The following is a 24997-nucleotide window of genomic DNA, read 5'->3' on the forward strand; positions in this document are numbered from 1 at the left end:
TGAACGGCATTGCACTATAAACAAAGCGATCGCTCACTCGGAAGCGATCGCCAAAAACTTCTACTTACAAAAACATCGTGACGGCTAAGCTAATATCCAGTATCTTTACGGACATTCCAAAGACTCACGCGTAGAAACACCAGTTTTAGAATTCACCCCACTTGCTTTACCACAAAGTTTTTTCACTTCCAGACGATCTAGAACTGCATCGGTGAAATCAGCACCAGTAATGTCTACATCATCAAAAGTAGAACGCAGCATCATTGCGTTTGTAAAGATCGCATCGCTCAAATCACTGCCCTGAAAAGCTGCCAAATAGGCTATACCTTCAGTAAAATCTACACCATGCAGATTGACTCCCTCTAACATCGAACTATTGAAAACGCCACCGCGCAAATCAGCATTGCTAAAATTAACGTTCTTAAGCTTGACATTAATATATTCAGATCCAATCAAGCTTTGACCAGAAAAATCCTTACCGTTGAATGCGTCGTCCGTGGAACGCCTGATACTCGAAGAACCGACTCCCTCTGCTGACAAGGGAAACAAGAAAAGAGCTATAGCTAGAACCAAACCAACGACTACTTGCTGATACTTCATAATGCCAACTTAATAAATCTCAACACTGCCACAATTTATTAAAACAGTGAACAGTGAACAGTGAACAGTAAAAAGTTATCAAGATTTCAGATAATTGCTCACGGATTCAAAAAGCTGGGCGAGTAGGAAACTTTGGCTGGGAGCGTTGTATACCAGTTTTGGTAGGATTATAGTCTACCAGAAGCACCTCGCCTTTCTCATTAAAAATCCATCCTTAAGCAGGTTTTATATGAAAAGTCTAGAGGAGAGCCTACCCTCGTAACGCTTGTAACACAGCCTGGGGGTTTTTAGCAATTACCCGTAACAAAACCTTCGCAGCGCTATCAGGCTGCTTCGCTCCTTGTTCCCAATCCCTAATTGTTCCTAGAGGTAAGGAAAAGCTCTCGGCAAACTCTGCTTGAGTCATATGCAGCTGCTGACGAATCTGTTTGAGATTCGGTACGGGCTTGAACCGCTCTAGCTCTTCTTTGCTCAAGGGGGGATTATCAGAATCGGACAGGGCGGCAGATTCTATTTCTTCCTCCGTCATCGTCTTGATACGTTCCCAATGAGTCTGTCCCTGCAAAGGCTGCGTTGAGTGATCTGGAAAAATTTGAACAACCGTACCATCAGGAAGTAGTTTGGCTCTGACTATATCTTTCTGGCTCATCTTTTCTCGCTCTGGGTGCTGATATGATGTGGGTTCTCCCATTCCTTTGTGTGTAAACAACCGCTACAATCAAAGCCTCATCAATCATTCCTATCACTTTCAGTCGTTTCTCACCGTGCTCTGGACGGGTGGAATCTTCTTCAAGCCGACACTCATCCAAAAAGACCTTTATTGCGTCCTGAAAGCTGATGCCATGCTTATGTAAATTAGTTTCAGCCTTGATTGAGTCCCACTCAAATTCCATATGCTACCTTTTTTAAGATACTGCATAGCAGTACATTATTCAATCATGCAAGGTAACTGAAAACAAGGAATTGCAGCAGAAAAAGCAGATTTAACGACTTGGTTGCAAGATAAATCGAATCAGGTTTAAGTACACTGTAGATACTAGAAGTGAAATACTACAGACAAACGTATCTAAACAAATAGACCTGTGGCTAATCAAGAAGAAATTATCCTATCCTTAGCGCGATCGCCTTTATTTCAACTTGCACAAGAACTCAAAGCACGACTCACCAGTTTTGGTGGTTGGGAAATGCCCGTACAATTTGTTGGCATAACCAAAGAACACGAGGCTGTGAGAAATGCAGCAGGGATGTTCGATATTTCCCACATGGGTAAATTTACTCTACAAGGCAAAAACCTGATTTCTCAACTCCAGTTTTTAGTTCCTTCAGACTTAAACCGCTTGCAAGCCGGTCAAGCTCAATACACCGTCTTATTAAATCCTCAAGCTGGTATCATTGACGACATCATTTTTTACTACCAAGGCGAAGACGCCACTGGTGAACAACGAGGAGTCATAATTGTCAATGCGGCTACTTCTGACAAGGATAAAGCATGGCTCTTGCAACATCTTGACCAAAATGAGGTGAAATTCCAAGATCTTTCACGAGAAAAAGTCTTAATTGCCGTGCAAGGACCAAAAGCCGTAACCATTCTTCAGACCTTGGTGCAAGAAGATTTAACATCTATTAAAGCATTTGGGCACTTGCAGGGAACAGTACTAGGTAAACCAGCATTTCTTGCCCGCACAGGTTACACCGGGGAAGATGGCTTTGAGGTGATGTTAGATTTAGATGTGGGGGTAGAATTATGGAGAAGTCTACTCAATGCTGGTGTCATTCCCTGCGGACTAGGTGCGAGAGACACCCTCAGGCTAGAAGCAGCAATGGCACTTTACGGGCAGGATATTGACGACACGACTACACCTTTGGAAGCCGGTTTAGGCTGGCTAGTTCATCTTGATACCAAAGGAGACTTTATCGGTCGCTCAGTTTTAGAACAGCAAAAAGCTGTTGGAGTTCAACGCCGACTGGTAGGTTTGCAAATGCAAGGGCGCAACATCGCCCGTCATGGCTATCAAGTGCTATCAACTGGTGTCATCGTTGGAGAAGTAACTAGTGGTACACTATCACCTACACTTGGTTATCCCATAGCTTTAGCCTATGTTCCAACTGAACTAGCGACTGTGAATCAGCAGCTAGAAGTGGAAATTCGTGGCAAAGCTTACCCAGCGGTTGTGGTAAAACGTCCGTTTTATCGATCCAAAAACCGTGTCAGTCACTAAGTGCTGAGTAATGGGTACTATAGCGTAAATCCCTATCGTAGTAGTAATTTTTTTATGTGGATGAGGAAGTGGTATGCCTTTTGAATATCCTGAAGATTTGAGATACTTAGATACTCATGAATACGTCCGTCTTGAAGGCGAAATTGCCACCATTGGCATCACCGACTTTGCCGTAGATCAATTAGGTGACATTGTGTTTTTAGAGCTCCCAGAAATTGGTGACGCTGTCTCCAAGGAAGAAACCTTTGGCACAATTGAATCCGTCAAAGCTGTGGAAGACCTTAATTCCCCAGTCACTGGTACAGTTATAGAACGCAATGAAATTTTGATAGAATCACCAGAACAATTGGCAGAAGATCCTTATGGGGAAGGGTGGTTGCTCAAAGTACGCGTCAACAAGTCTGATGAAATTGATGATGCCTTGACTGCGAATGAATACAGCAGGCAGGTTGAAGGATAGAAAGCAGTGAGGGAGTGTTAGCGCAGCGTTAACGTTTGCGCAGCGCCCCTTTTAGGGGCTAGTGGACCGTAGTAGGTCGCCGCCGTAGCCTGGGAGGGAGGAAAAAGATTTATTGAGCATTCACTATTGCCTCCCTCCGTCCCTCCTTCTGTCTGTGGTGTCTATTGCTGCTGTTTCCCTTTGTCTGCTTCACGCTTTCTGGAAAAGTTTTATTAATTTTGATAAAAAAACTTCATTAATTTTGATAAATTGACAAATTATACCCAACGCGTCAAACAGAATTGTTGCAAAATATGAAGTAGTCGCGTCGGAGAGCAGTTTGTGGTAACTAATGTTCCTCGTCCTAAATCAAACCATTGGCAGATGTCAGGGGAAAGTAGCCAAAAGTTAAGTTCTTTTCAAAAACGGCACATTGGACCATCGTCCAGTGATATTCAGCAAATGCTTGAGGTGCTGGGTGATAGTACTCTTGATCAACTTATTGACCAAGCAGTGCCGCAGGCAATTCGGTTGTCTGATTCATTAGAGTTACCAGAAGCAGAAAATGAGTACGCAGCACTTGCTAAGCTCAAGGAAATCGCTTCCAAAAATCAAGTTTTCCGCTCGTTTATTGGTATGGGGTACTACGACTGTATTACCCCACTTGTGATTGGACGCAATATTCTAGAGAACCCTGGTTGGTATACCGCCTACACTCCCTATCAGCCAGAAATTGCCCAAGGACGACTCGAAGCGCTGCTCAATTTCCAAACCATGATTATTGACTTAACAGGTTTAGAAATTGCCAATGCTTCATTGCTAGATGAAGCCACAGCAGCAGCAGAAGCGATGAGCATGAGCTATGGTTTTTGCAAAAATAAAGCAAATGCTTATTTTGTCTCTGGTGAGTGTCATCCCCAAACTATAGATGTGTTGCAAACACGTGCTCAACCTCTGGGAATTGATATTATTGTTGGCGACCATCAAACTTTTGATTTTTCTGAACCTATTTTTGGGGCAATTCTCCAGTACCCCGCCAGCGATGGCACAATCTATGACTACCGCGCTTTTATAGAAAAAGCCCATGCTATGGGAGCATTGGTCACGGTAGCAGCAGATCCCTTAAGTCTGACTTTGCTGACACCGCCTGGTGAATTTGGTGCTGATATTGCTGTAGGAAGCACTCAGCGTTTTGGTATTCCCTTGGGGTACGGTGGGCCTCATGCAGCTTACTTTGCCACCAAACAAGAGTATAAGCGCCAAGTTCCAGGGCGAATTGTTGGTGTATCAAAAGATGCTCAGGGCAAACCTGCGCTGCGTCTTGCCTTACAAACCCGTGAACAACACATTCGCCGCGAAAAAGCAACTAGTAATATCTGTACAGCCCAGGTGTTGCTGGCAGTAATGGCGAGTATGTATGGTGTATACCACGGTCCTGCTGGACTCAAAAAAATTGCTGAGAATATCCACCAGATGACTGTGATGCTGGCAAAAGGATTAAAGCGTTTGGGTTACAGCATCCATTCTGAATATTTCTTTGATACCCTGCGAGTCGATTTAGGAGAACGCAGTTTAGATGAGATTTTACAAGCTTGTGAAGATCGTAAAATAAACATCCGCATTTTAAACACAACTACTGTAAGTATATCTCTAGACGAAACCACCACAGAAAAAGACTTAATCGACCTGTTGGAAATTTTCGCTTTTGGCGACGATCTATTGTTCCCCCCTGCTTGTGGTGCTTCCAGTGCTCTTTTCCTTCCCCGTACCACTAGTTACCTCACCCACCCGGTCTTCAACCGCTATCACTCAGAAACTGAGTTGTTGCGCTACCTGCACAAGCTGGAAGCTAAGGATTTGTCGCTAACTACATCGATGATTCCCTTGGGATCATGTACGATGAAGCTTAATGCCACATCTGAGATGATACCAGTCACATGGGCTGAGTTTGGCAAGATACATCCTTTTGCACCACTGTCACAAACACGGGGTTATCAAATCCTGTTCCAGCAGCTAGAGGAATGGTTGGGAGAAATCACCGGATTTGCGAGAGTTTCCCTGCAACCAAATGCTGGTTCTCAAGGTGAATATACAGGGTTACTCGTCATTAGGAAGTATCACGAAAGTCGAGGGGAAGGACACCGCAATGTTTGTTTGATTCCCCAGTCAGCACACGGAACAAACCCTGCAAGTGCTGTGATGTGCGGGATGAAGGTAGTTGCTGTTGCTTGTGACACTGAAGGTAATGTTGATTTAGATGACCTTAAGGCTAAGGCTCAAAAGCATAGCAAAGAACTTGCGGCATTAATGGTAACATATCCCTCAACTCATGGTGTGTTTGAGGAGCAAATTCAAGAAATCTGTGCTGTTGTTCACACTCACGGTGGACAAGTTTACATGGATGGGGCGAATATGAATGCTCAAGTGGGGCTTTGTCGTCCAAGAGATATCGGTGCTGATGTTTGTCACTTGAACTTGCATAAGACCTTCTGTATTCCTCACGGTGGCGGTGGTCCTGGTATGGGACCGATTGGTGTCGCTTCTCATCTGGTACCATTTCTTCCTGGACACGCTGTTGTTGAAATGGGCGGTGAACAAAAAATGGGTGCTGTTTCTGCTGCACCTTGGGGAAGCGCCAGTATCCTCGTGATTTCTTGGATGTATATTGCCATGATGGGTGCAGATGGTTTGACGCAAGCAACCAAAGTCGCAATTCTGAATGCAAACTATATCGCCAAGAGACTTGAACCTTATTATCCTGTTTTGTACAAAGGAAAAAATGGTTTAGTTGCTCATGAGTGTATTTTGGATTTGCGTAGCTTGCGAGGCGCTTCGCCATCGCTCAAAAAATCAGCAAATATCGAAATCGATGATGTTGCCAAGCGCCTAATAGATTATGGCTTCCATGCACCAACTGTTTCCTGGCCTGTGGCAGGTACAATCATGGTGGAACCCACAGAAAGTGAATCCAAAGAAGAGTTAGACCGTTTCTGCGATGCCATGATTGCTATTCGCCAAGAAATTGCGCAAATTGAATCAGGTAAGATGGATGCCCAAGATAATGTCTTGAAAAATGCACCCCACACCGCAGAAAGTCTGATTGTCGGAGAATGGAATCATCCTTATTCACGGGAACAAGCTGCTTACCCTGCGCCTTGGACTCGCGAACATAAATTCTGGCCCAGTGTCGGTCGTATTGACGCTGCATATGGGGATAGGAATTTTGTTTGTTCTTGTCTGCCAATGGATGCTTATTAAATAGAGTCAGGAGTGAGGAGTTTTTATTCCTCGCTCAATACTTTATCTAAACCAATTCCTAAAACAGACTTAAACAATCGCGCTTTGTGTCGCCCTTCTGGATGTTCTGGATTCAAACAATAACCGGAAAGTTTTTGTCTGTCAATCACTGCCTGTTCGGGATTAGGAAGTTTCATATATTCGGGCGATCGCCAACAATAACCACTCAGTTAAAATGCAGGTATCTCTTTCTTTTGTGGTTCATTATTTTGGTAGCCGTAAATAGAACCGCCAAATTAAACATAATATTCGTGGTGTCAGAAACCCGATTTCTAGATTTTACGTTTTTTTCTGTTGACCAACTTAAAATATAGCCGTCGCCAGTCTTGTTAGGACATAGACTGAGAGTGTCCCTACCGTTTCTGCTCAACTACGATGGCTAAAGCTTATAGCTATGACTTCCGGCAAAAGGTGATGCAAGCGATCGAATTGGATGGACTCAAGAAAAGTGAGGCGAGTGAACTGTTCAACATTAGTCGCAATACGATCAACCTGTGGTGTCAGCGCAAAGCTGAGACGGGCGATGTCCAAGCAAAGCCAAAACCAAGCTCTAACCCGACTCGGAAGATCACCGACATGGAGTTGTTTCGGGCATTTGTGAAGGAAAATGAGGATAAGACTCAAGCCGAGATGGCTCTACTGTGGGAAACAAATATTAGTGAACGTACGATTTCACGAGCCTTGCAGCAGATTGGGTTTACCCGTAAAAAAAAACTTATGGGTATTGCCAACGTGATGAAGTCAAACGAGCCGCAAATAAGCGCGCAACTCGGAGATCCCAAAGCCCCTCACTTAATCTATGTCGATGAGTCGGGCATGGATGAGCGGGATGACTATGGCTTTGGATACGCCGAAGTAGGGAAACGGCTCTACGGACTCAAGTCTGGTCGTCGGCAGGGACGCATCAACATGATAGCGGGCTATCGGAATGGTCAATTGATTGCACCGTTTACCGTGGAAGGAGCTTGTAATCGTACGGTGTTTGAAACGTGGTTGGAAACCTGCTTAATTCCAGTTCTGTGCCCTGGTGAGTGGGTAATTATCGATAATGCAACCTTTCATCATGGCGGTCGGATTGCTCAATTAATTGAAGCTGCCGGCGCTCAGGTGGTGTATTTGCCACCTTATTCCCCGGACTTCAATCGGATTGAAAAGTGTTGGGCGTGGTTGAAAGCTCGCATTCGCAAACACTTACGACAATTTGATAATTTACATGATGCCATCGACTCCGTGCTTAAACAAGCTGCGTCCTAACCTCAGTGGCAACAGCTATATAAAAAAATTTACGGACTAGGAATTATCCTAGTCCGTAAAAAAAGCGGGCTAACCGCTATTAACCTGGTTAACCCGTGCAGCTTTGGGAACGCGCAGAGATATGACTATTGCAATACCAACTTAACGTTGGCGTTTTGCAGACCGCGTTGCTTCACTTCTGCCAGGGTTTTGTTAACGGCATACTTTTGGTTGATGGAGTTGATCAGCTCGGTCTGGTTGTGCTTCTTAGCAACACCCCACAGGTCTGCGATCAGATCGAAGGAACCATCGCTGTTGCGAGACCAACCGAGGTCATACTCGCCTTCCAAAACTGCAACGATGTCGGAACGAACACGCTGACCGTTGTAACCACGAACATCAGCTTCGGTCTTAACAGAGATGCCTAGATCGCGCAGGGAAGACTTAAGAATTTCTGCATCGGTGATTTTGGTACGCAGAGTGCTAAAGTGAGACATTTGGGTTTCCTCCAATGAGAAAGTAGAGAAAAAGACAACAGTTTGTTTTAAGCGAAGCCGCGTTTACCAAGACGCGGTTTTTTCATAACTGCTAGCTTTTTGACGCTAGCCTTTCCCCCTGTGGTAGCAGGAGAAAGCTTTTAGAACTCCATTCGCTGATACTCAGCAACGGAGGATGCGGCTGGTCTTGCTCGTTGTCTAGCCCAATCTCTGAGGGCTGTCACTTGTTCTTGCATCGTACGAGACAACGGCAGTGTTGCTTTAATAGCCGCAATAATATCTAATTGTGTGAACTCCCGATCTTGGGCAAAAGCTTCGTACATTGCCGCAACAATCGCTTGTTCAATTTCTGCTCCAGAAAATCCGTCAGACATCTTAGAAAGTTGTTCTAGATCAAATCGCGAGATGTCTTCCCGGCGCTTAGACAAGTGTATCGTGAATATGTCTTGGCGCTCTTCCGGGGTGGGCAGATCTACAAAGAAAATCTCATCAAAGCGACCTTTCCTCAAAAATTCACCAGGTAGACGTTCAACTCGGTTGGCTGTTGCCATGACAAATACTGGTGATTTCTTTTCTTGCATCCAGGTGAGGAAAGAGCCGAATATCCGGCTGGAGGTACCACCATCAGAATCTCCAGAACCTCCACTTCCAGCAAATGATTTATCCAACTCATCAATAAACAGAATTGCTGGTGAAATAGATTCTGCTGTTTTTAGGGCGTTACGTAAATTTGCCTCTGAACGTCCTACCATTGAGCCATCGTAGACTCGCCCCATATCTAATCGCAGCAGTGGTAAACCCCAAAGTCGAGAAGTTGTTTTGGCAATCAATGATTTACCACAACCTGGGACTCCTAAGATTAACATACCTTTTGGTTGAGGTAAACCGTATTCACGCGCCCTCTCTGTAAAAGCGTTAGAGCGCTGCTTCAACCACCTCTTCAACTCTTCTAAGCCACCAACAGCATCAATAGTTGCGTCTTCTTCTATGTATTCTAATATACCATTGCGCCGAATTAGCTGCTTTTTCTCAGATAAAACTATGTCTACTTCATCTTCCGTCAGACGCCCTGTTGTGACCTGTGCCTTACGGTAGACTTTTTCAGCTTCATCTTTAGTTAATCCTAAAGCAGCCCTCAATAGCTTTTCACGCGCCTCTGTTGCTAGCCGTCGCCCACGGTTTTGCTCTAAATGACTTGATAAAACTTTATTTAAATCTCCCATGTCTGGAAGTGGAAAATCAAGAACAACAACTTCTTTTTCCAGTTCAATTGGGACTTGCTGCATCGGTGACATCAAGATAACATTCTTGTGCAACCCCTTAAAGCTAGCGATCGCATCACGTAATGACCTTGTTGTCGCTGGCGCATCTATAAATGGATGTAAATCTTTAAGAATAAATATACCTGGTTCTTTCTGCCGGATAATCCATTCAACAGCCGCTTCCGGAGAAACGGTGTTATGTTGAGTGACATTCCGGGGTTGACCATACTCCACGATGCCATGAGTTACTGTCCACACATACACTCTTCGCTGTGGCTTTGACGATTGAGCGATTGTGGAGATTGCCTGCTCAGCCCGCTCTTCCTCGGAGGTCACAAGGTAGATTAGAGGGTATTGAGCTTGAATGAGGATATTGAGCTCTTCTTTCATACATCGACCTACTTGAGACCTTTACAGACAGTACAGACTTCGCTTTGCTACGTAACAGATAAGGCAACTATGAACTTGAGATTCATGATCCCTATCTAGCAAGGAACTAATTCTTCCTTACCCTTTTGATTTTGATTCCGATTCATTTCATCCATCGGAAGACGCTCCTCCTGCTGACCAATCATTCCGGGTTCCTGACCCAGACTGAGCAATTCTCCATCTCGCAGTACTAGTGAACTATCGCAAGTTGGACAGGAATAAACTCTGTGCGTCCTTCCATATGATGCTTCCGTTTCGTCTACTAACTCAGAATTTGCCAGGTAGAAGTCTAAGGCACGTTCCGCTAGTTCTGACATCGGTTCCGAGTCAATTGCCGAGCGAATCTTCAACTTCCTGTGCAGTTCTGGCGACAGATACAATGTTACCTTTTGCTTAGCTTGCATATTACTTTTTAACGGTCTTACCCGGGTATGTATATAACCATATCGGAACCCCAATTCCTTGTCAAGACGTCAAAGCGTTTTGACGCTTTTTTTGTTACATATCTTAATCAAACAGGATCATTGATGATAAATTCAACAACTCGTTAGAACAAAGGCAGAAGTACGTAAGCGCTCCGCGACTTAGCCTTCACTGCTTCACTCCCCGCTCCATCTTTCATGATTAGAGGGGACACAAACCTGGTAGATTTAGCTATCAGCGAGTAAAAACTGGTGAAAATGAAAGTCCTGGTTATTGGTGGCGATGGGTATTGCGGCTGGGCAACTGCGCTTTACCTTTCAAATCGCGGTCATGAAGTTGGTATTTTAGATAATTTAGTGCGCCGGCACTGGGATAATGAGCTGGGGGTGCAAACTCTAACCCCAATCGCGCCAATTCAGCAACGTATACAGCGCTGGCACGATTTGACTGGTAAATCTATCGACCTTTTCATTGGCGATATTACTAATTACGAATTTCTGAGTAAGGCCCTGCACGCATTCTCGCCAGAAGCAATTGTGCATTTTGGTGAACAGCGTTCAGCACCTTTTTCAATGATTGACCGCGAACACGCGGTTATGACTCAAGTGAACAACGTAGTTGGTACGTTGAACTTGCTGTATGCGATGCGGGAAGACTTTCCTAACTGTCATATGGTGAAGCTAGGGACAATGGGTGAATACGGCACACCCAACATCGATATCGAAGAAGGATACATTACTATAGAACACAATGGGCGTAAAGATACTCTTCCTTATCCCAAGCAGCCCGGTTCAATGTATCACTTGAGTAAAGTTCATGACAGCCACAATATTCACTTTGCTTGTCGGATTTGGGGATTAAGAGCAACAGATTTGAATCAGGGCGTTGTCTACGGTGTTTTAACCGAAGAGACAGGGATGGACGAACTGCTGATTAATCGCCTTGATTACGATGGGGTGTTTGGAACTGCACTAAACCGTTTCTGCATTCAAGCAGCCATTGGTCATCCGTTGACTGTTTATGGTAAAGGTGGCCAAACTCGGGGATTTTTAGATATTCGAGATACAGTACGATGTGTTGAGATTGCAATTGCTAACCCAGCTGAATCTGGAGAATTCCGCGTGTTTAACCAATTTACCGAACAATTCAGCGTTGGTGATTTGGCTATGATGGTCAAGAAAGCCGGTAATGCAATGGGATTGAATGTTGAAATTAATCATTTAGATAATCCCAGAGTCGAGAGAGAAGAACATTACTTCAACGCCAAAAACACCAAATTATTGGATCTTGGCTTGCAGCCTCACTATCTTTCTGATTCCCTACTCGATTCTCTGTTGAACTTTGCGACAAAATACCAGGATCATGTTGATCAAAATCAAATTCTACCCAAAGTCTCTTGGCGGAGAAATTAACTAAATCTTGAAGACCGCCGGTGACAAACAACTCGAGTCATAACTCACCAACTCAGAATTTAATATTAGTCGCTTACCACCCAATGAGGAGTTGAGGTTGCAAGTCCCTAAAAATCTCACAACAGTTTCCTCAATGCTAAATACTCCAGTAGATGCTGTAACGTTATTCTGAGTTATTTTTGAAGGAACGTTGACTGTCTACAATATAGTCGTCATATTGTTATTCAGTATGACGACTAGTCATTTTAGAAAGATCAAGAATGAAATAAACATTTTTGACTACATGCTTTAGACTTCAAACCTTTGCCTTCATTTCATAGTTCATACAAGGCTTGTACTGAATAGTTGTTTATGCGAATCGCCCTGTTTACCGAAACCTTTCTACCTAAGGTTGATGGAATTGTAACACGCCTGCGTCATACCATTGACCATCTTCAGCGTAATGGTAACCAAGTCTTAGTCATTGCCCCTGATGGTGGCATTTTTGAGTATAAAGGAGCTAAAGTATATGGTGTATCGGGTTTTCCCCTGCCACTGTATCCAGAGTTAAAAATGGCATTACCTCGTCCAGCAATCGGTGAAGCATTGGAGGGATTTAAGCCAGATATCATTCATGTAGTTAACCCAGCAATTCTGGGATTAGCTGGTATATTTTATAGTAAGTATATAAACGTTCCCTTGGTCGCATCTTACCATACTCATCTGCCTCAATACCTTCAGCATTACGGTTTAGCAATGCTGGAAGGATTATTGTGGGAACTATTAAAAGCAGCTCACAATCAGGCAGCTTTAAATCTTTGTACCTCCACAGCAATGATGCAAGAACTGATAGTACACGGTATTGAAAGGGTAGATCTGTGGCAAAGAGGAGTGGATACCGAATCATTTCATCCTGACTTTGCCAGTGAGCAAATGCGATCGCGCCTGTCGCAAAATCACCCAGAAAGCCCATTGTTACTTTACGTAGGGCGTCTTTCCGCTGAAAAAGAAATTGAACGTATCAAACCAATCTTAGAAGCTATTCCCAAGGCACGGCTAGCATTAGTTGGAGATGGTCCCCATCGTCAAACACTGGAAAAATACTTCGCTGGAACAAATACTTATTTTGTTGGGTATTTGGTGGGTACAGAATTAGCTTCTGCCTTTGCTAGTGCTGATGCGTTTATTTTTCCTTCTCGAACGGAGACACTGGGATTAGTTCTCCTAGAAGCAATGGCAGGTGGATGTCCAGTCGTTGCAGCACGTTCTGGTGGCATTCCTGATATTGTCACAGATGGAGTTAATGGATATCTTTTTGAGCCAGAACAAGATGTTCAAAGTGCCATTGATGCAACTCAGCGTCTTTTGCAACAGCAACAAGAACGAGAAACTATCCGTCAAAGTGCGCGTCAGGAGGCAGAACGTTGGGGATGGGGTGCTGCTACACGCCAGCTAGAAAGCTACTATCAAAAGGTGATTTATTCTGAACTACCAAAAGTGGCATAGGGATTATTCAGTAGGTGAGTACAAATAAACAGAACTATGTTACCAACGGTAAAATATGTTACCAACGGTAAAAGAGGAAGCGTCAAACACAAAAAGATTTTTTACTTTGACTTTTACCCTTTGCCTTGGATTAAATGTGTGTAAAACTGTGAAATTACCATGAGGAGTCATCGTCGTGCGTATCTAGTTGCCTGTGGTGGCTGCAAAAAAAGCAGTTTAGTCTCAGTAACTAGTCTTATTGACAAATTAATCAGCCTATGCTTGCAAAGTCTTGCAGGGGAAACTTCTCCCGCAGAACTTTGCGCGAAAGTTGCCCAGCTTTACATACTTTTGATCAAAGGCTTTTTCCTTTACAAAAAGTTACATATTTTAGTTTGATTGTGCAAACCTGGCTTGAAAGTAAGAACAGAGGGAGGGAGTGTTAGCGCAGCGTTAACGTTTGCGCAGCGCCCCTTTTAGGGGCTAGTAGATCGGAGGTCGCCGTGGGCTGGGAGAAATATTTTCATGTGTTTTAATGTACACAGTTAATGACGACTACTTAGTTGTTAGTTACCGGTTATTAGTAGCTAAGTGTTGGTTATTTTTTGACTGACTAATTAGTACCCACGACCGACTAACCACTACTTACAACTTACTATCTACGATTTACCATATAATCTAAAATCCCCATGACACTCCTAAATGCTGGTAGCGTCTTGGCTACATTAACTGAACTGACTCAAGTGAATCGCACTCACTCCTTACTGTCTCGCGTCAAAAATCTTTCTGTTAACGAATTTGTTTGCTTACTTGACTTTATCACAGCCGAGTTTCAGCAGTTTCTTAGAGCAATCGAATTAATCAATAACGAAGCTCTAGAAACAATGCTGGAGAAAGTGCTGGAGGCGATTACACTTAAAATCGGTCAAATTTTGCAAGCAGAACACACGACAATTTTTTTAGTTGACTACGACAAAGGTCAGTTATGGTCAAAAGTTCCTCAAGAGAACACCCAAAAGGCTATAGAAATTCGGACTTCTATGACTGTTGGTATTCCTGGTCATGTTGCGAATACAGGTGAATGTTTAAACATATCTGATACCTCTACTCATCCCCTTTTTAGCCCAGAATTAGAAAAACAAATGGGCTACAAGTTCCGGAATATATTATGTATGCCCGTTTTGAGCAGCAAAAACCAAGTTGTAGCTGTGGTGCAACTTGCAAATAAAACTGTGGGTACTCCATTTGATTATGAAGATGAAGTACACTTTCGGGACTTTGCTTCTTCTATCGGTATTATCTTGGAAAGTTGCCAATCTTTCTATGTTGCAGCTCGCAATCAACGAGGTGCAACTGCTCTTTTACGCGCAACTCAGACTTTAGGACAAAGTTTGGATCTCGAAGCAACTTTGCAAATAGTCATGGAGCAAGCCCGGATTCTCATGCAAGCAGATCGCAGCACTTTATTTTTATACCGTAAAGAAATGGCTGAACTTTGGACTAAGGTAGCATCTGCAGATGGTACAACCACAATGGAAATTCGTATGCCTGATAACAAGGGTATTGCAGGCTACGTAGCATCCACAGGTGAAGCACTGAATATTCCCGATGCTTATAAAGATCCACGTTTTGACCCCACGACAGATCAAAAGACAGGGTATGCCACTCGCAATATTCTGTGTTTGCCTGTTTTTAACTCAGCAAATGAATTAATTGGCGTGACGCAGTTAATTAATAAGCATCAAGGTAGTTTTTTTACCGCATCAGATGAAGAATTTATGCGGGCTTTCAACATTCAAGCAGGGATTGCTTTAGAAAATGCCCGCTTATTTGAGAGTGTTTTATTAGAAAAACAGCATCAAAAAGATATTCTACAAAGTCTTTCGGATGCAGTCATATCTACGGATATGGAAGGAAGAATTGTTACAATAAATGGTGCTGCATTGCAGTTATTAGGTTGTCCCATTAGAGAAGCAAACGCAAAAAACAACCAGTACCTTTGGGAACAAAACTTGATTGGTCGCTTGGTCTGGGAGGTTGTGCCTATTGATAATCTACAATTGCGGCTACAAGATAGTTTAAAAACTGGGGCAAGACATTATGTGCCAGAGCAAAGTTTAACGGTAGGACTGTATGTAGAGACATTTTATGTAAAGTCTGTGCAGGACGCACCTGTCTACATTTTGGCAGTACGCGATCGCATCAACCCAAATATTTTCATTCCTTGGAATCAACCTGTAACACCTCAGTTGACCTTGCTTGATGCAGACAAGGTTCAGAAAATTGAACGTAGCATCAATCTCACCGTCAACCCCTTGACGAATCCAGAAGGCGGAGTAAGAGGTGGTTTGGTGGTTTTGGAAGACATCAGTCAGGAAAAACGCATGAAAACGACCATGTACCGTTACCTGACTCCCCGAGTCGCAGAACAAGTTATGGCATTAGGGGAAGATGCTTTGATGGTGGGCGAACGCAAAGACGTGACAATTTTGTTTTCTGATATTAGAGGTTACACCACATTAACAGAAAATCTCGGTGCTGCCGAAGTAGTATCTTTGCTGAATCAGTATTTTGAAACGATGGTCGAAGCAGTTTTTAACCATGAAGGCACCCTAGATAAGTTTATTGGTGATGCCTTGATGGCAGTGTTTGGTGCACCACTACCGTTAACGGAGAATCATGCTTGGAGAGCAATCCAGTCGGCTTTGGAAATGCGCCAACGACTGACAGAGTTTAATCAGCGGCGAGTTATCCTAAAAAAGCCACAAATCCATGTTGGTATTGGAATTAGTTCTGGAGAAGTTGTTTCTGGCAATATTGGTTCTCGAAGACGGATGGACTATACCGTCATCGGAGATGGTGTCAATTTGAGTTCGCGCCTAGAAGGCGTTACCAAGGAATATGGCTGTGATATTATCTTAAGCGAATTTACCTACCAATTATGCAGCAAACTGATTTGGGTGCGTGAGTTGGACAAAATAAGGGTAAAAGGAAAACATCAAGCAGTCAATATCTACGAGTTGATAGGCGATCGCCATACCCCCTTAGATACCAACACTCAGGAGTTTTTATTTCATTATCAAAATGGACGTGATGCTTATTTGTCACGCAATTTCCAATACGCTATTGACTGCTTTAAAGCCGCCAAAAAAATCCGACCCAAAGACCAAGCGGTTGATATTCATCTAGAAAGAACTTGTAATTATCTTAACTTACCACCCAGTGATTCTTGGGATGGTGTCTACTGTATGCTGACGAAGTAATCAACCAATTGTAGCCGTTTCTTCTGTTCGCCGTAAGCGTGTGCAAAAGGACACAAACAACTCCCAACAATGCTTAGAGGTTGGGTTAATCTTGCCCAAAATTGACGAGTTATAGCAACCGCCTTGGCGGTTAGGACATAAACTAAAGGTGTTATCGTGACCTGCTATCGTCTGCTGTGCCATGGCTAAACCCTATAGTTACGACTTCCGTCAGAAAGTGATCCAAGCCATCGAGTTAGATGGACTGAAGAAACGCGAAGCGAGTGAACTGTTCAATATCAGCCGCAACACTATCAACCTGTGGTTGCAGCGCAAAGCTGAAACAGGAGATGTTCAAGCATTGCCCAACCGCCCCCCGGTAATAACCACAAAATCACAGACTGGGAGCAGTTTCGGGCGTTTGCCAAGACTCATGGAGATAAAACCCAGGTGGAGATGGCGCAACTGTGGGAGAGTGACATCAGCGATTGCCTACGGCAGAGCTGCGCTTAACGCACAATCTCACGGGCTTTGAAGAAAATTGGCTTTACTCGAAAAAAAAGACCTATGGCTACCGTGAGCGGGATGAAGCCAAGCGACAGGCGTTTATAGATCAGTTGTCTACATTACCCCCGGATCAGATCGTGTACTTAGATGAGTCTGGTATGGATAGTCGAGACGAGTATGATTATGGTTGGAATGAAAAAGGGGAGCGCTTCCATGCACTTAAGTCAGGCCGACGCTCTGGGCGGGTTAACATGATTGCCGCGCTGTGTAACCAAAACCTCATAGCTCCTTTTACTGTTGAGGGGGCATGTAATCGAACAATATTTGAAACTTGGCTGGAAACTTGTTTGCTTCCTGTACTCCAAGCAGGACAGGTTGTAGTGATGGATAATGCGACGTTTCATAAAGGTGGACGGATTTCGCAATTGATTCAGGATGCGGGCTGTACACTGTTATACTTACCCCCCTATTAACCAGACTTCAACAAAATTGAGCAATATTTGGTTTTGCTTAAAGAGTCGAATCCGCAAAAAATTGAATCAGTTCGATTGTTTACGAGATGCCATTGAGGACGTCTTGCGTTTTGCGTCCTAACCGCCTTGGCGGTTGCTATATCAGGAACCCCCTTCCAGCTATTTTTATTTTTAAAAAGAACTACTACAAGAGGCAGCTGCGACTGCTTCCTATGAAAATCTCTCGGTTAAACCCAGAAATGGTTGCTCGTGCTAATTTTTAGTCATTTTTGTAAAGAGGTCAGTGACAACTTATTCACTGTTTCCTTGGTCTTCATCAAAAGGATGTTCGCCAATTCCCAGTTGTTTTTTGGAGTTTCTTAAATTTGTCCAAAGTTCCTTGATTTGATCGTACGCTTGCTCTGGTGGTACTTTTCCTGCTGTTTCTAAGTTACAAATGTAACTCACTTTTTGCGCGAATTCCTGCAAGTTAGCGTTGAAAACCAGGTTTTCTGGCTTGACTTGACCATAGTAGCGACCACGAGGATAGAGAAAATCATCTTTATCTACCATTTTTCTCTCCATTTACGAAATCGGCTCCCTGTTTTCTCTCAAGTGAATAACTAGTAACTTCGGTTAAGTTTCCTTTGGTTACTGATTAACTTCTTTTGCCTTCAAGTAATAATTGTATTCAACTGAACCTAAACTTGTCACGAAAGAAGGTAACATTTTTTACTTTTTAAGGATTTATCATTAACAATTCATCCAGTTAAAATTTCTGACAAGTTGATGTAAACAGCTATACTCTTATTTAAAAGTTTCTTTGTTAGCTAGACACTACGGTCTTAACCCAAAGCAAGCATTGATCCGGGTGCGTACATCATTTATTTGTTATTTATGATTAATAACTAATGACTAAAGATAAAATGATTAAGCCTAAAAGCATAAAAGCTGCCCATAGCTCCTAAACTTTACCTTTAGCCATGTCTGTTAAAACAAGAGTATACGAAGGCAAAGCTAAAATCCTCTACACGACGGATGATCCTCAAATCTTATTAGCTGAGTTTAAAGACGATGCAACTGCCTTTAATGCCCAAAAGCGGGGTAGCATAGAAAAAAAAGGAATTATAAATTGTAGCATTTCCAGTAAACTTTTTCAGCAACTGGAAACACATGGTATCAGGACTCACTATATAGACACCCCAGCTCCTGATCAAATGCGGGTCAAGGCATTGAAGATTTTGCCCCTAGAAGTCGTTGTTAGGAATATAGCTGCTGGAAGTCTGTGCCAACAAACAGGATTAGCGCTTGGGACTGTGCTAAAAAAGCCATTGGTCGAGTTTTATTATAAAAACGACCAACTTGGAGATCCATTATTGACAAGCGATCGCCTATTCCTGTTGGAACTAGCAACTCCGGAACAAGTGGATACTATTGCCCATCTAGCATTACAAATCAACAAGTCTCTTTGTGAGTTTTTCGGGCGGTGCGATATTACCTTAGTAGACTTCAAACTGGAGTTTGGCTTAGACGCACAACAGCAGTTACTATTAGCCGATGAAATTAGTCCAGATACAAGTCGATTGTGGGACAACTCCAAAGAAACGGACCCAAATCTCCGGGTACTGGACAAAGACCGTTTCCGTCGAGATTTGGGGAATGTAGAAAATGCCTACCAGGAGGTTTTACAACGAGTACTCAAAGCTATAGAAAGCAGCAAGTGAAGCAACAGAGGATATTGGAGACTCTATTACTGGAAACTAGGTTATCCCCAACCCTTCATCGGTGATCCCCAATTCCTCATACTTCTGGTAAAAAGGACAAGTAAATGAGTTTTATCGATTTTATGTCTTTTGCAATTTGCCTTATGAGGGTACATTGCAAAAGTAGAAATGTAATTTTACATAACCTTTGCTCGAAAGGATGATTGCTCCCGTGATGGTGTGTGGATGTGAAGAGGAATCTAAATAAAATGCGCTTATCTCCCGTTATAGTCACAGTTGTGGCGATTTCATCGCCTTTTGGTAGTTTACTGAGTGCAAATGCACAAACCCTCAATAGTTCAAATTCAAACCAGACAGCAGAGGTTGTCAAACCGACAGCTGATCCCGAGCATAAAGTTGTCGGGGTTTTGCCAGCAACAGCCGCTGTGGCGAAATCGGAAGTCGTAGTGCCAAGTTCCACAGAAAAGTTAACAACGACACAACCCCTCAACAGTTTTCACCAGACAGCAGAGGCTTTAAAACCTTTAACTAGCCAAACGACACAAGCTGTCAAAAATTTTTCGCAGACAGCAGAAGCTTTAAAACCTTTAACTAGTCAAACGACACAAGCTGTCAAAAATTTTTCGCAGACAGCAGAAGCTTTAAAACCTTTAAACACTCAACAGTACAAAGTTTCTGAGAAACTTCCAACTTCAGCGGCTCTAATAAAAAAGCTGATAGTGGCAAAAAGAAGTTCCACATCATCACAGCAGGTGCTAACTCCTGCACAGACGCTCTTGCAACCGGGGGGAAAGCCTCTTGCAGTACTGCCTCCCCAACGCACTGCCTCAAAAACTGCACAAAGTCTTGAGCAAACGCCTACTCCCAACACTCAACAAGATCAAATATCCCCCCAAACTCCTACTACCACTCCCGCACCACAAAATAATAATCAGCTTCCAAGCATTCAACAACAAACACCTGCTCCTAACAATCAACAGCAGCAGACACCTCTTTTAACTCCTAGTACTCCCACCACGCCAAACCGAATTAATCAACCAGGAACTCAACCTGGACAAAATTCTCCACAAACACCTGCTCCTAACAATCAACAGCAGCAGACATTTCCCCAAACTCCCGGTACTCCCACCACGCCAGATGGAACCAATCAACCAGGGACTCAACCCACATCCCCACAAACTCCAGGAAGTCCCCAACTAGAACAATCCCCAGAAGCATCTGAACCCCGCGTACTAGTTTCTGAAGTCTTCATTAAATCTGAAACTGGGCAACAACTACCCCAGCAATTAGAAGATCAAGTTTATCGAGTCATTCGTACCCAGCCAGGACGAACAACAACGCGTTCCCAATTACAAGAGGATATCAATTCCATCTTCGCCACTGGTTTCTTCTCCAACGTCCAAGCAGTACCCGAAGATAGCCCCTTGGGAGTGCGGGTGAGCTTTATTGTACGACCCAACCCCGTCCTGACTAAAGTGCAGGTACAGGCAAATCCTGGCACGAACGTTTCCTCCGTACTACCAGCTAATACTACGGATGAAATATTCAAAGAGCAGTACGGCAAGATACTCAACTTGCGTGACTTACAAGAAGGCATCAAGCAATTAACCAAGCGCTATCAAGACCAAGGTTATGCACTCGCAAACGTGATCGGAGCACCGCAAGTCTCTGACAACGGTATTGTCACCTTGCAAGTAGCAGAAGGAGTTGTAGGAAATATCCGAGTTCAATTCCGCAATAAAGAAGGTCAGGTAACAAACGATAAGGGACAACCAATCCGGGGACGCACGCAACCTTATATCGTGACAAGAGAACTGGAATTGAAGCCAGGAAAAATCTTTAACAAAAACACAGTGCAAAAAGATTTACAAAGGGTGTTTGGACTAGGGCTGTTTGAAGATGTAAATGTTTCCCTTGACCCCAGTAAAGACCCCACTACAGGCGCAGCAGATCCCAGTAGAGTGGATGTGGTTGTCAACGTGGTTGAGCGCAACAGCGGTTCGATTGGAGCTGGTGCTGGTATTAGTTCTGCTAGTGGTTTATTTGGTTCTGTCAGCTATCAGCAGCAAAACCTCAATGGCAGAAATCAAAAATTAGGAGCAGAGGTACAAATCGGAACACGAGATGAATTTTTGTTTGACCTCCGTTATACAGACCCCTGGATCGGAGGTGATCCATACCGAACTTCTTATACGGCAAATCTCTTCCGTCGTCGGTCGATTTCCTTGATTTTTGAAGGTCAGGATAAAAACATTGAGACTTATAATCCTAGCAAACCCGGCGACGGTGGCGATCGCCCCCGCGTCACGCGTTTAGGAGGCGGTGTTAACTTTACTCGTCCCTTGTCCAAAAATCCCTTTGAGAGGTCGCAATGGACAGCTTCAGCTGGTTTGCAGTATCAACGAGTTGCTATCAAAGATGCTGATGGCGATATTAGAAAGCAGGGACGTCTTGAAGGCGATACAACCACCGATAAGCTTATTGAGTTAACCCAATCTGGACAAGGTGAAGACGATTTACTGTTATTACAACTGGGTATTGCACGTGACCTGAGAAATAATCCCTTGCAACCTACTAAGGGTTCCTACTTCCGCGTTGGTCTTGATCAGTCGGTACCCATAGGACTGGGGAGTATTTTACTAACTAGGTTGCGGGGTAGCTACAGTCAATACTTCCCTGTCAGCTTTATTAACTTTAGTAAAGGACCGCAAACCATAGCTTTCAATCTTCAAGCGGGAACAGTCCTGGGTGACTTACCTCCTTACGAAGCCTTCTCTCTTGGTGGTAGTAACTCCGTCCGAGGATATGACGAAGGAGGTTTAGGCAGTGGACGCAGTTTCGTACAAGCTTCGCTTGAGTATCGCTTCCCCGTATTCTCAGTAGTGAGTGGCGCAGTCTTTTTTGATTTTGGTACCGATTTGGGAAGCGGAACCAGACCAGCTGAGGTGCTGAACAAAAACGGGACTGGCTACGGCTATGGTCTTGGAGTACGCGTACAGTCTCCTTTAGGACCAATTCGTATTGACTACGGTATCAGCGATGATGGAGATAGCCGTATCAACTTTGGTATTGGTGAAAGGTTCTAAGTGGTCATTAGTCATTAGTCATTGGTCATTGGTCATTCTTTGACAATTGATTAAAGACGAAAGACAAAAATACAATATGCAACAACACACATTAGCAGATGAAATCATCCAAACAGGGGTAGGACTGCATAGCGGAGTTACTACCCAAGTTCGGATACGACCAGACGCACCCGGAAGTGGACGCTTCTTTGTACGTGTGGATTTGCCTAATACTCCAATCATTCCAGCCCAAGTCGCAGCAGTTAATCAAACGATGCTTTCGACTCAGTTGGGTAAAGGTGAGGCATACGTCCGCACGGTTGAGCATTTGCTGGCGTCCCTTGCTGCAATGGGAGTGGATAACGCCCGAATTGAAATTGACGGTCCAGAAGTGCCGCTTTTAGATGGTTCGGCAAAGGTGTGGACAGATGCGATCGCTCAAGTTGGCTTAAAGTCACAAAACTTAACTGAGGACAAAGCTCCTCTTGTCATTGACCAGCCAATTTGGGTGCGTCAGGGCGATGCTTTTGCCTGTGCGCTTCCAGCCCCAGAAACTCGCTTTACCTACGGCATTGATTTCGATTTGGCAGCAATAGGTAATCAATGGCACAGTTTATCACTAGACACAAAAAAAGAAAATCCTTATGATAACTTTTTGACAGAAATTGCTCCTGCCCGTACCTTTGGTTTATTGCATCAAATCGAACATTTACAGCAGACAGGGTTAATTAAAGGTGGAAGCTTAGATAATGCACTTGTTTGTGGACCAGAAGGTTGGCTAAATCCACCATTAAGATTTCCAAATGAGCCAGTACGTCATAAAATCTTGGATTTAGTAGGAGATTTAAGTTTACTTGGAATTTTCCCCTGCGCTCATTTCTTGGCGTACAAAGCCAGCCACAATTTACACGTTCAACTGGCACAAAGGATCTTAGATTTTAGATTTTAGATTTTAGATTGGTTCTCAAATCCAAAATCCCAAATCCAAAATCAAAAGGGGGAGGTTCAAACAAGCACCTACGGAAAAACAAACATAGAAAATAAATAACAGTGTCCATGTCAACCGTCACCGAACAAGCCAATACCACTGATGTTCCCACACCAGCATCTACCAATGACCAAGCGGATGATACGACCACAAACAAGTCGGACAATCAAATCACTTACTCTATCGAAGACATTCAAAAGCTGCTACCCCACCGCTACCCCTTTGCACTCGTAGACCGGATTATTGAATATGTGCCTGGAAAACGAGCTGTTGGTATTAAAAACGTCACGATCAATGAACCCCATTTTCAAGGTCATTTTCCGGGACGTCCAATTATGCCAGGAGTGCTGATTGTAGAAGCAATGGCACAAGTCGGCGGTATTGTTTTAACTCAACTTCCAGAATTGGAAGGTGGGCTGTTTGTCTTTGCTGGTATCGATAAAACTCGCTTCCGCCGTCAAGTTGTACCAGGAGATCAACTGGTGATGACTGTGGAACTGTTGTGGGTAAAACAACGTCGTTTCGGTAAGATGCAAGCTCGCGCCGAAGTTGATGGTCAACTCGCTACTGAAGGCGAACTAATGTTTTCCCTCGTATCCTAAAAATTTGCTTTTGTGGTAAAGGCGTGGTAAAGGCATGACCGTGACGTGCCTTTATCAAATCCTGATTCAAACAGTGAACAGTAAACAGTGAAAACTGATAACTGGTAACTGATAACTGGTAACTGGTAAGGATATCAGTAAAAGACACAAGCCACAATAGCATTATTATTTGAGTTCTATATTTTTCGACACCCTCACACTTGAGTAGCTTACCTCACACTTTCGGCTACTAGCTAACTAAACTCTCAGCGCTCAAGTCTGTTCTGGAGATGCACCCTTGAAAACCCTCATTCATTCTACTGCTGTTATTCATCCTAGTGCCCAATTGCATCCGACAGTGGAAGTTGGTCCTTATGCTGTTATTGGAGGGCATGTTAAAGTAGGTCCTGAAACCACCATCGGCGCTCATGCTGTACTAGAAGGACCTTTGGAAATTGGGGCACGAAATCAAATTTTTCCGGGCGCGGTTATTGGCATGGAACCCCAAGACCGGAAATATGATGGCGAATTGAGCTGGGTAAAAATCGGAGATGATAATCGCATTCGCGAATACGTCACGATTAACCGCGCAACTGGTGCGGGTAAAGAAACTAGCATCGGAAACGGTAACTTATTGATGGCTTATGTCCATGTCGGTCATAATTCTGTGATAGAAGACAATGTGACGATTTCTAATTCTGTAGCGATCGCCGGTCACGTCCACATAGAATCACGATCAGTTATTAGTGGAGTTCTTGGAATTCATCAATTTGTCCATATTGGTAGCTTCGCAATGGTGGGAGGCATGAGCCGCATTGAGCGAGATGTCCCTCCATATATGCTCGTAGAAGGGAATCCATCGCGAATTCGTTCACTAAACCTTGTGGGACTCAAACGCGGTGGTTTTACCACTGAGGAGTTTCAAATCCTTAAAAAAGCCTTCCGCATTCTTTATCGTTCTGAGTTGCTTTTTAAAGACTCCTTAGAACAGCTAGAAATCCTAGGGGATACTCAACAGTTACAGCATCTGCGTCGCTTTTTGCTACTTTCTCAAATGCCAGGAAGACGTGGCTTAATTCCTGGTAAGGGAAAAGTCGCCGCAAGTGACGAATCTTAAGTCAGAAAACAAGGGGATAAGAAAATATATAAGGGGAGATGAGGGA

General features: G+C 43.7%; 21 protein-coding genes and 1 pseudogene. 13 read left to right on the forward strand and 9 right to left on the reverse strand.

All coding sequences use genetic code 11. From position 1 onward, the window contains the following. Positions 1–105 precede the first annotated feature (105 nt). The 3 genes from AC5JM2_RS32585 to AC5JM2_RS32595 form a co-directional block, all read right to left on the reverse strand. Positions 106–600 (reverse strand): pentapeptide repeat-containing protein, encoded by a 495-nt coding sequence (locus AC5JM2_RS32585; RefSeq protein ID WP_495839815.1) that lies wholly within the window; start codon positions 598–600, stop codon positions 106–108. Between the two features lie 250 nt (positions 601–850). After that, on the reverse strand, positions 851–1249 hold the full coding sequence (locus tag AC5JM2_RS32590) for a helix-turn-helix domain-containing protein (RefSeq protein ID WP_495839817.1): 399 nt from the start codon (positions 1247–1249) through the stop codon (positions 851–853). Beyond that, positions 1209–1493 (reverse strand): BrnT family toxin, encoded by a 285-nt coding sequence (locus tag AC5JM2_RS32595; protein ID WP_495839819.1) that lies wholly within the window; start codon positions 1491–1493, stop codon positions 1209–1211. The genes AC5JM2_RS32590 and AC5JM2_RS32595 overlap by 41 nt, the downstream gene beginning before the upstream one ends. Positions 1494–1682: 189 nt before the next feature. On the opposite strand from AC5JM2_RS32595, the gene gcvT reads away from it, so the two are divergent. The 3 genes from gcvT to gcvP all read left to right on the forward strand — a co-directional run bounded on the left by gcvT (position 1683) and on the right by gcvP (position 6516). Beyond that, positions 1683–2819 (forward strand): glycine cleavage system aminomethyltransferase GcvT, encoded by a 1137-nt coding sequence (gene gcvT / locus AC5JM2_RS32600; protein ID WP_495839821.1) that lies wholly within the window; start codon positions 1683–1685, stop codon positions 2817–2819. 73 nt (positions 2820–2892) lie between these two features. Further along, positions 2893–3279 (forward strand): glycine cleavage system protein GcvH, encoded by a 387-nt coding sequence (gcvH, locus tag AC5JM2_RS32605; RefSeq protein WP_495839823.1) that lies wholly within the window; start codon positions 2893–2895, stop codon positions 3277–3279. 321 nt (positions 3280–3600) lie between these two features. After that, positions 3601–6516: an aminomethyl-transferring glycine dehydrogenase gene (gcvP, locus tag AC5JM2_RS32610; RefSeq protein WP_495839825.1), complete on the forward strand. Its 2916-nt coding sequence runs from the start codon at positions 3601–3603 to the stop codon at positions 6514–6516. Between the two features lie 23 nt (positions 6517–6539). On the opposite strand, the gene AC5JM2_RS32615 is transcribed toward gcvP, so the two are convergent. Beyond that, positions 6540–6692: a DUF6883 domain-containing protein gene (locus AC5JM2_RS32615; protein ID WP_495839827.1), complete on the reverse strand. Its 153-nt coding sequence runs from the start codon at positions 6690–6692 to the stop codon at positions 6540–6542. 238 nt (positions 6693–6930) lie between these two features. On the opposite strand from AC5JM2_RS32615, the gene AC5JM2_RS32620 reads away from it, so the two are divergent. Further along, entirely contained in the window at positions 6931–7809 is an 879-nt protein-coding gene (locus tag AC5JM2_RS32620; protein ID WP_495839829.1) for an IS630 family transposase, read from the forward strand. Positions 7810–7934: 125 nt separating this feature from the next. Here the strand turns inward: AC5JM2_RS32620 and AC5JM2_RS32625 are convergent, their stop codons facing one another. The 3 genes from AC5JM2_RS32625 to AC5JM2_RS32635 form a co-directional block, all read right to left on the reverse strand. Continuing rightward, positions 7935–8285: a DUF1257 domain-containing protein gene (locus AC5JM2_RS32625; RefSeq protein ID WP_048868763.1), complete on the reverse strand. Its 351-nt coding sequence runs from the start codon at positions 8283–8285 to the stop codon at positions 7935–7937. A 140-nt stretch (positions 8286–8425) separates the two neighbouring features. Next, positions 8426–9937 (reverse strand): stress-responsive protein Ycf46, encoded by a 1512-nt coding sequence (ycf46, locus tag AC5JM2_RS32630; RefSeq protein WP_495839832.1) that lies wholly within the window; start codon positions 9935–9937, stop codon positions 8426–8428. A 95-nt stretch (positions 9938–10032) separates the two neighbouring features. Continuing rightward, complete coding sequence (locus AC5JM2_RS32635; RefSeq protein ID WP_495839834.1) at positions 10033–10380, reverse strand: slr0373 family blue light stress response protein; 348 nt, start codon at positions 10378–10380, stop codon at positions 10033–10035. Positions 10381–10656: 276 nt separating this feature from the next. Here AC5JM2_RS32635 and AC5JM2_RS32640 point away from each other — a divergent pair, with 276 nt between their 5' ends. The 3 genes from AC5JM2_RS32640 to AC5JM2_RS32650 all read left to right on the forward strand — a co-directional run bounded on the left by AC5JM2_RS32640 (position 10657) and on the right by AC5JM2_RS32650 (position 16538). After that, positions 10657–11811 carry an NAD-dependent epimerase/dehydratase family protein gene (locus tag AC5JM2_RS32640; RefSeq protein WP_495839866.1) on the forward strand — a complete coding sequence of 385 codons (1155 nt, stop codon included), beginning with the start codon at positions 10657–10659 and terminating at the stop codon, positions 11809–11811. A gap of 351 nt (positions 11812–12162) precedes the next feature. Continuing rightward, on the forward strand, positions 12163–13296 hold the full coding sequence (locus AC5JM2_RS32645) for a glycosyltransferase family 4 protein (protein WP_495839836.1): 1134 nt from the start codon (positions 12163–12165) through the stop codon (positions 13294–13296). Between the two features lie 668 nt (positions 13297–13964). Continuing rightward, on the forward strand, positions 13965–16538 hold the full coding sequence (locus AC5JM2_RS32650; RefSeq protein ID WP_495839838.1) for a GAF domain-containing protein: 2574 nt from the start codon (positions 13965–13967) through the stop codon (positions 16536–16538). On the opposite strand, the gene AC5JM2_RS32655 is transcribed toward AC5JM2_RS32650, so the two are convergent. After that, positions 16539–16721 carry a hypothetical protein gene (locus tag AC5JM2_RS32655; protein ID WP_495839840.1) on the reverse strand — a complete coding sequence of 61 codons (183 nt, stop codon included), beginning with the start codon at positions 16719–16721 and terminating at the stop codon, positions 16539–16541. Between AC5JM2_RS32655 and AC5JM2_RS32660 the strand changes: the two are divergent. After that, positions 16720–17618: pseudogene (locus tag AC5JM2_RS32660) on the forward strand (IS630 family transposase). The gene AC5JM2_RS32655 and the pseudogene AC5JM2_RS32660 overlap by 2 nt on opposite strands. A gap of 170 nt (positions 17619–17788) precedes the next feature. Here the strand turns inward: AC5JM2_RS32660 and AC5JM2_RS32665 are convergent. Continuing rightward, the gene (locus tag AC5JM2_RS32665; protein WP_495839842.1) at positions 17789–18049 is read right to left on the reverse strand and encodes a DUF7219 family protein; all 261 of its coding nucleotides are present in this window, start codon (positions 18047–18049) and stop codon (positions 17789–17791) included. Positions 18050–18459: 410 nt separating this feature from the next. On the opposite strand from AC5JM2_RS32665, the gene purC reads away from it, so the two are divergent. The 5 genes from purC (at position 18460) to lpxA (ending at position 24951) form a co-directional block, all read left to right on the forward strand. Then, on the forward strand, positions 18460–19200 hold the full coding sequence (purC, locus tag AC5JM2_RS32670) for a phosphoribosylaminoimidazolesuccinocarboxamide synthase (protein WP_495839844.1): 741 nt from the start codon (positions 18460–18462) through the stop codon (positions 19198–19200). Positions 19201–19448: 248 nt separating this feature from the next. Further along, positions 19449–22286 (forward strand): BamA/TamA family outer membrane protein, encoded by a 2838-nt coding sequence (locus tag AC5JM2_RS32675; protein WP_495839846.1) that lies wholly within the window; start codon positions 19449–19451, stop codon positions 22284–22286. Between the two features lie 76 nt (positions 22287–22362). After that, positions 22363–23214, forward strand: a complete 852-nt coding sequence (gene lpxC / locus AC5JM2_RS32680) for a UDP-3-O-acyl-N-acetylglucosamine deacetylase (protein WP_495839848.1) — start codon at positions 22363–22365, stop codon at positions 23212–23214. Between the two features lie 107 nt (positions 23215–23321). After that, positions 23322–23855 (forward strand): 3-hydroxyacyl-ACP dehydratase FabZ, encoded by a 534-nt coding sequence (gene fabZ / locus AC5JM2_RS32685; protein ID WP_495839868.1) that lies wholly within the window; start codon positions 23322–23324, stop codon positions 23853–23855. 277 nt (positions 23856–24132) lie between these two features. After that, on the forward strand, positions 24133–24951 hold the full coding sequence (lpxA, locus tag AC5JM2_RS32690) for an acyl-ACP--UDP-N-acetylglucosamine O-acyltransferase (protein WP_495839850.1): 819 nt from the start codon (positions 24133–24135) through the stop codon (positions 24949–24951). Positions 24952–24997 lie beyond the last annotated feature (46 nt).

The sequence above is a fragment of the Brasilonema angustatum genome (assembly GCF_059505445.1).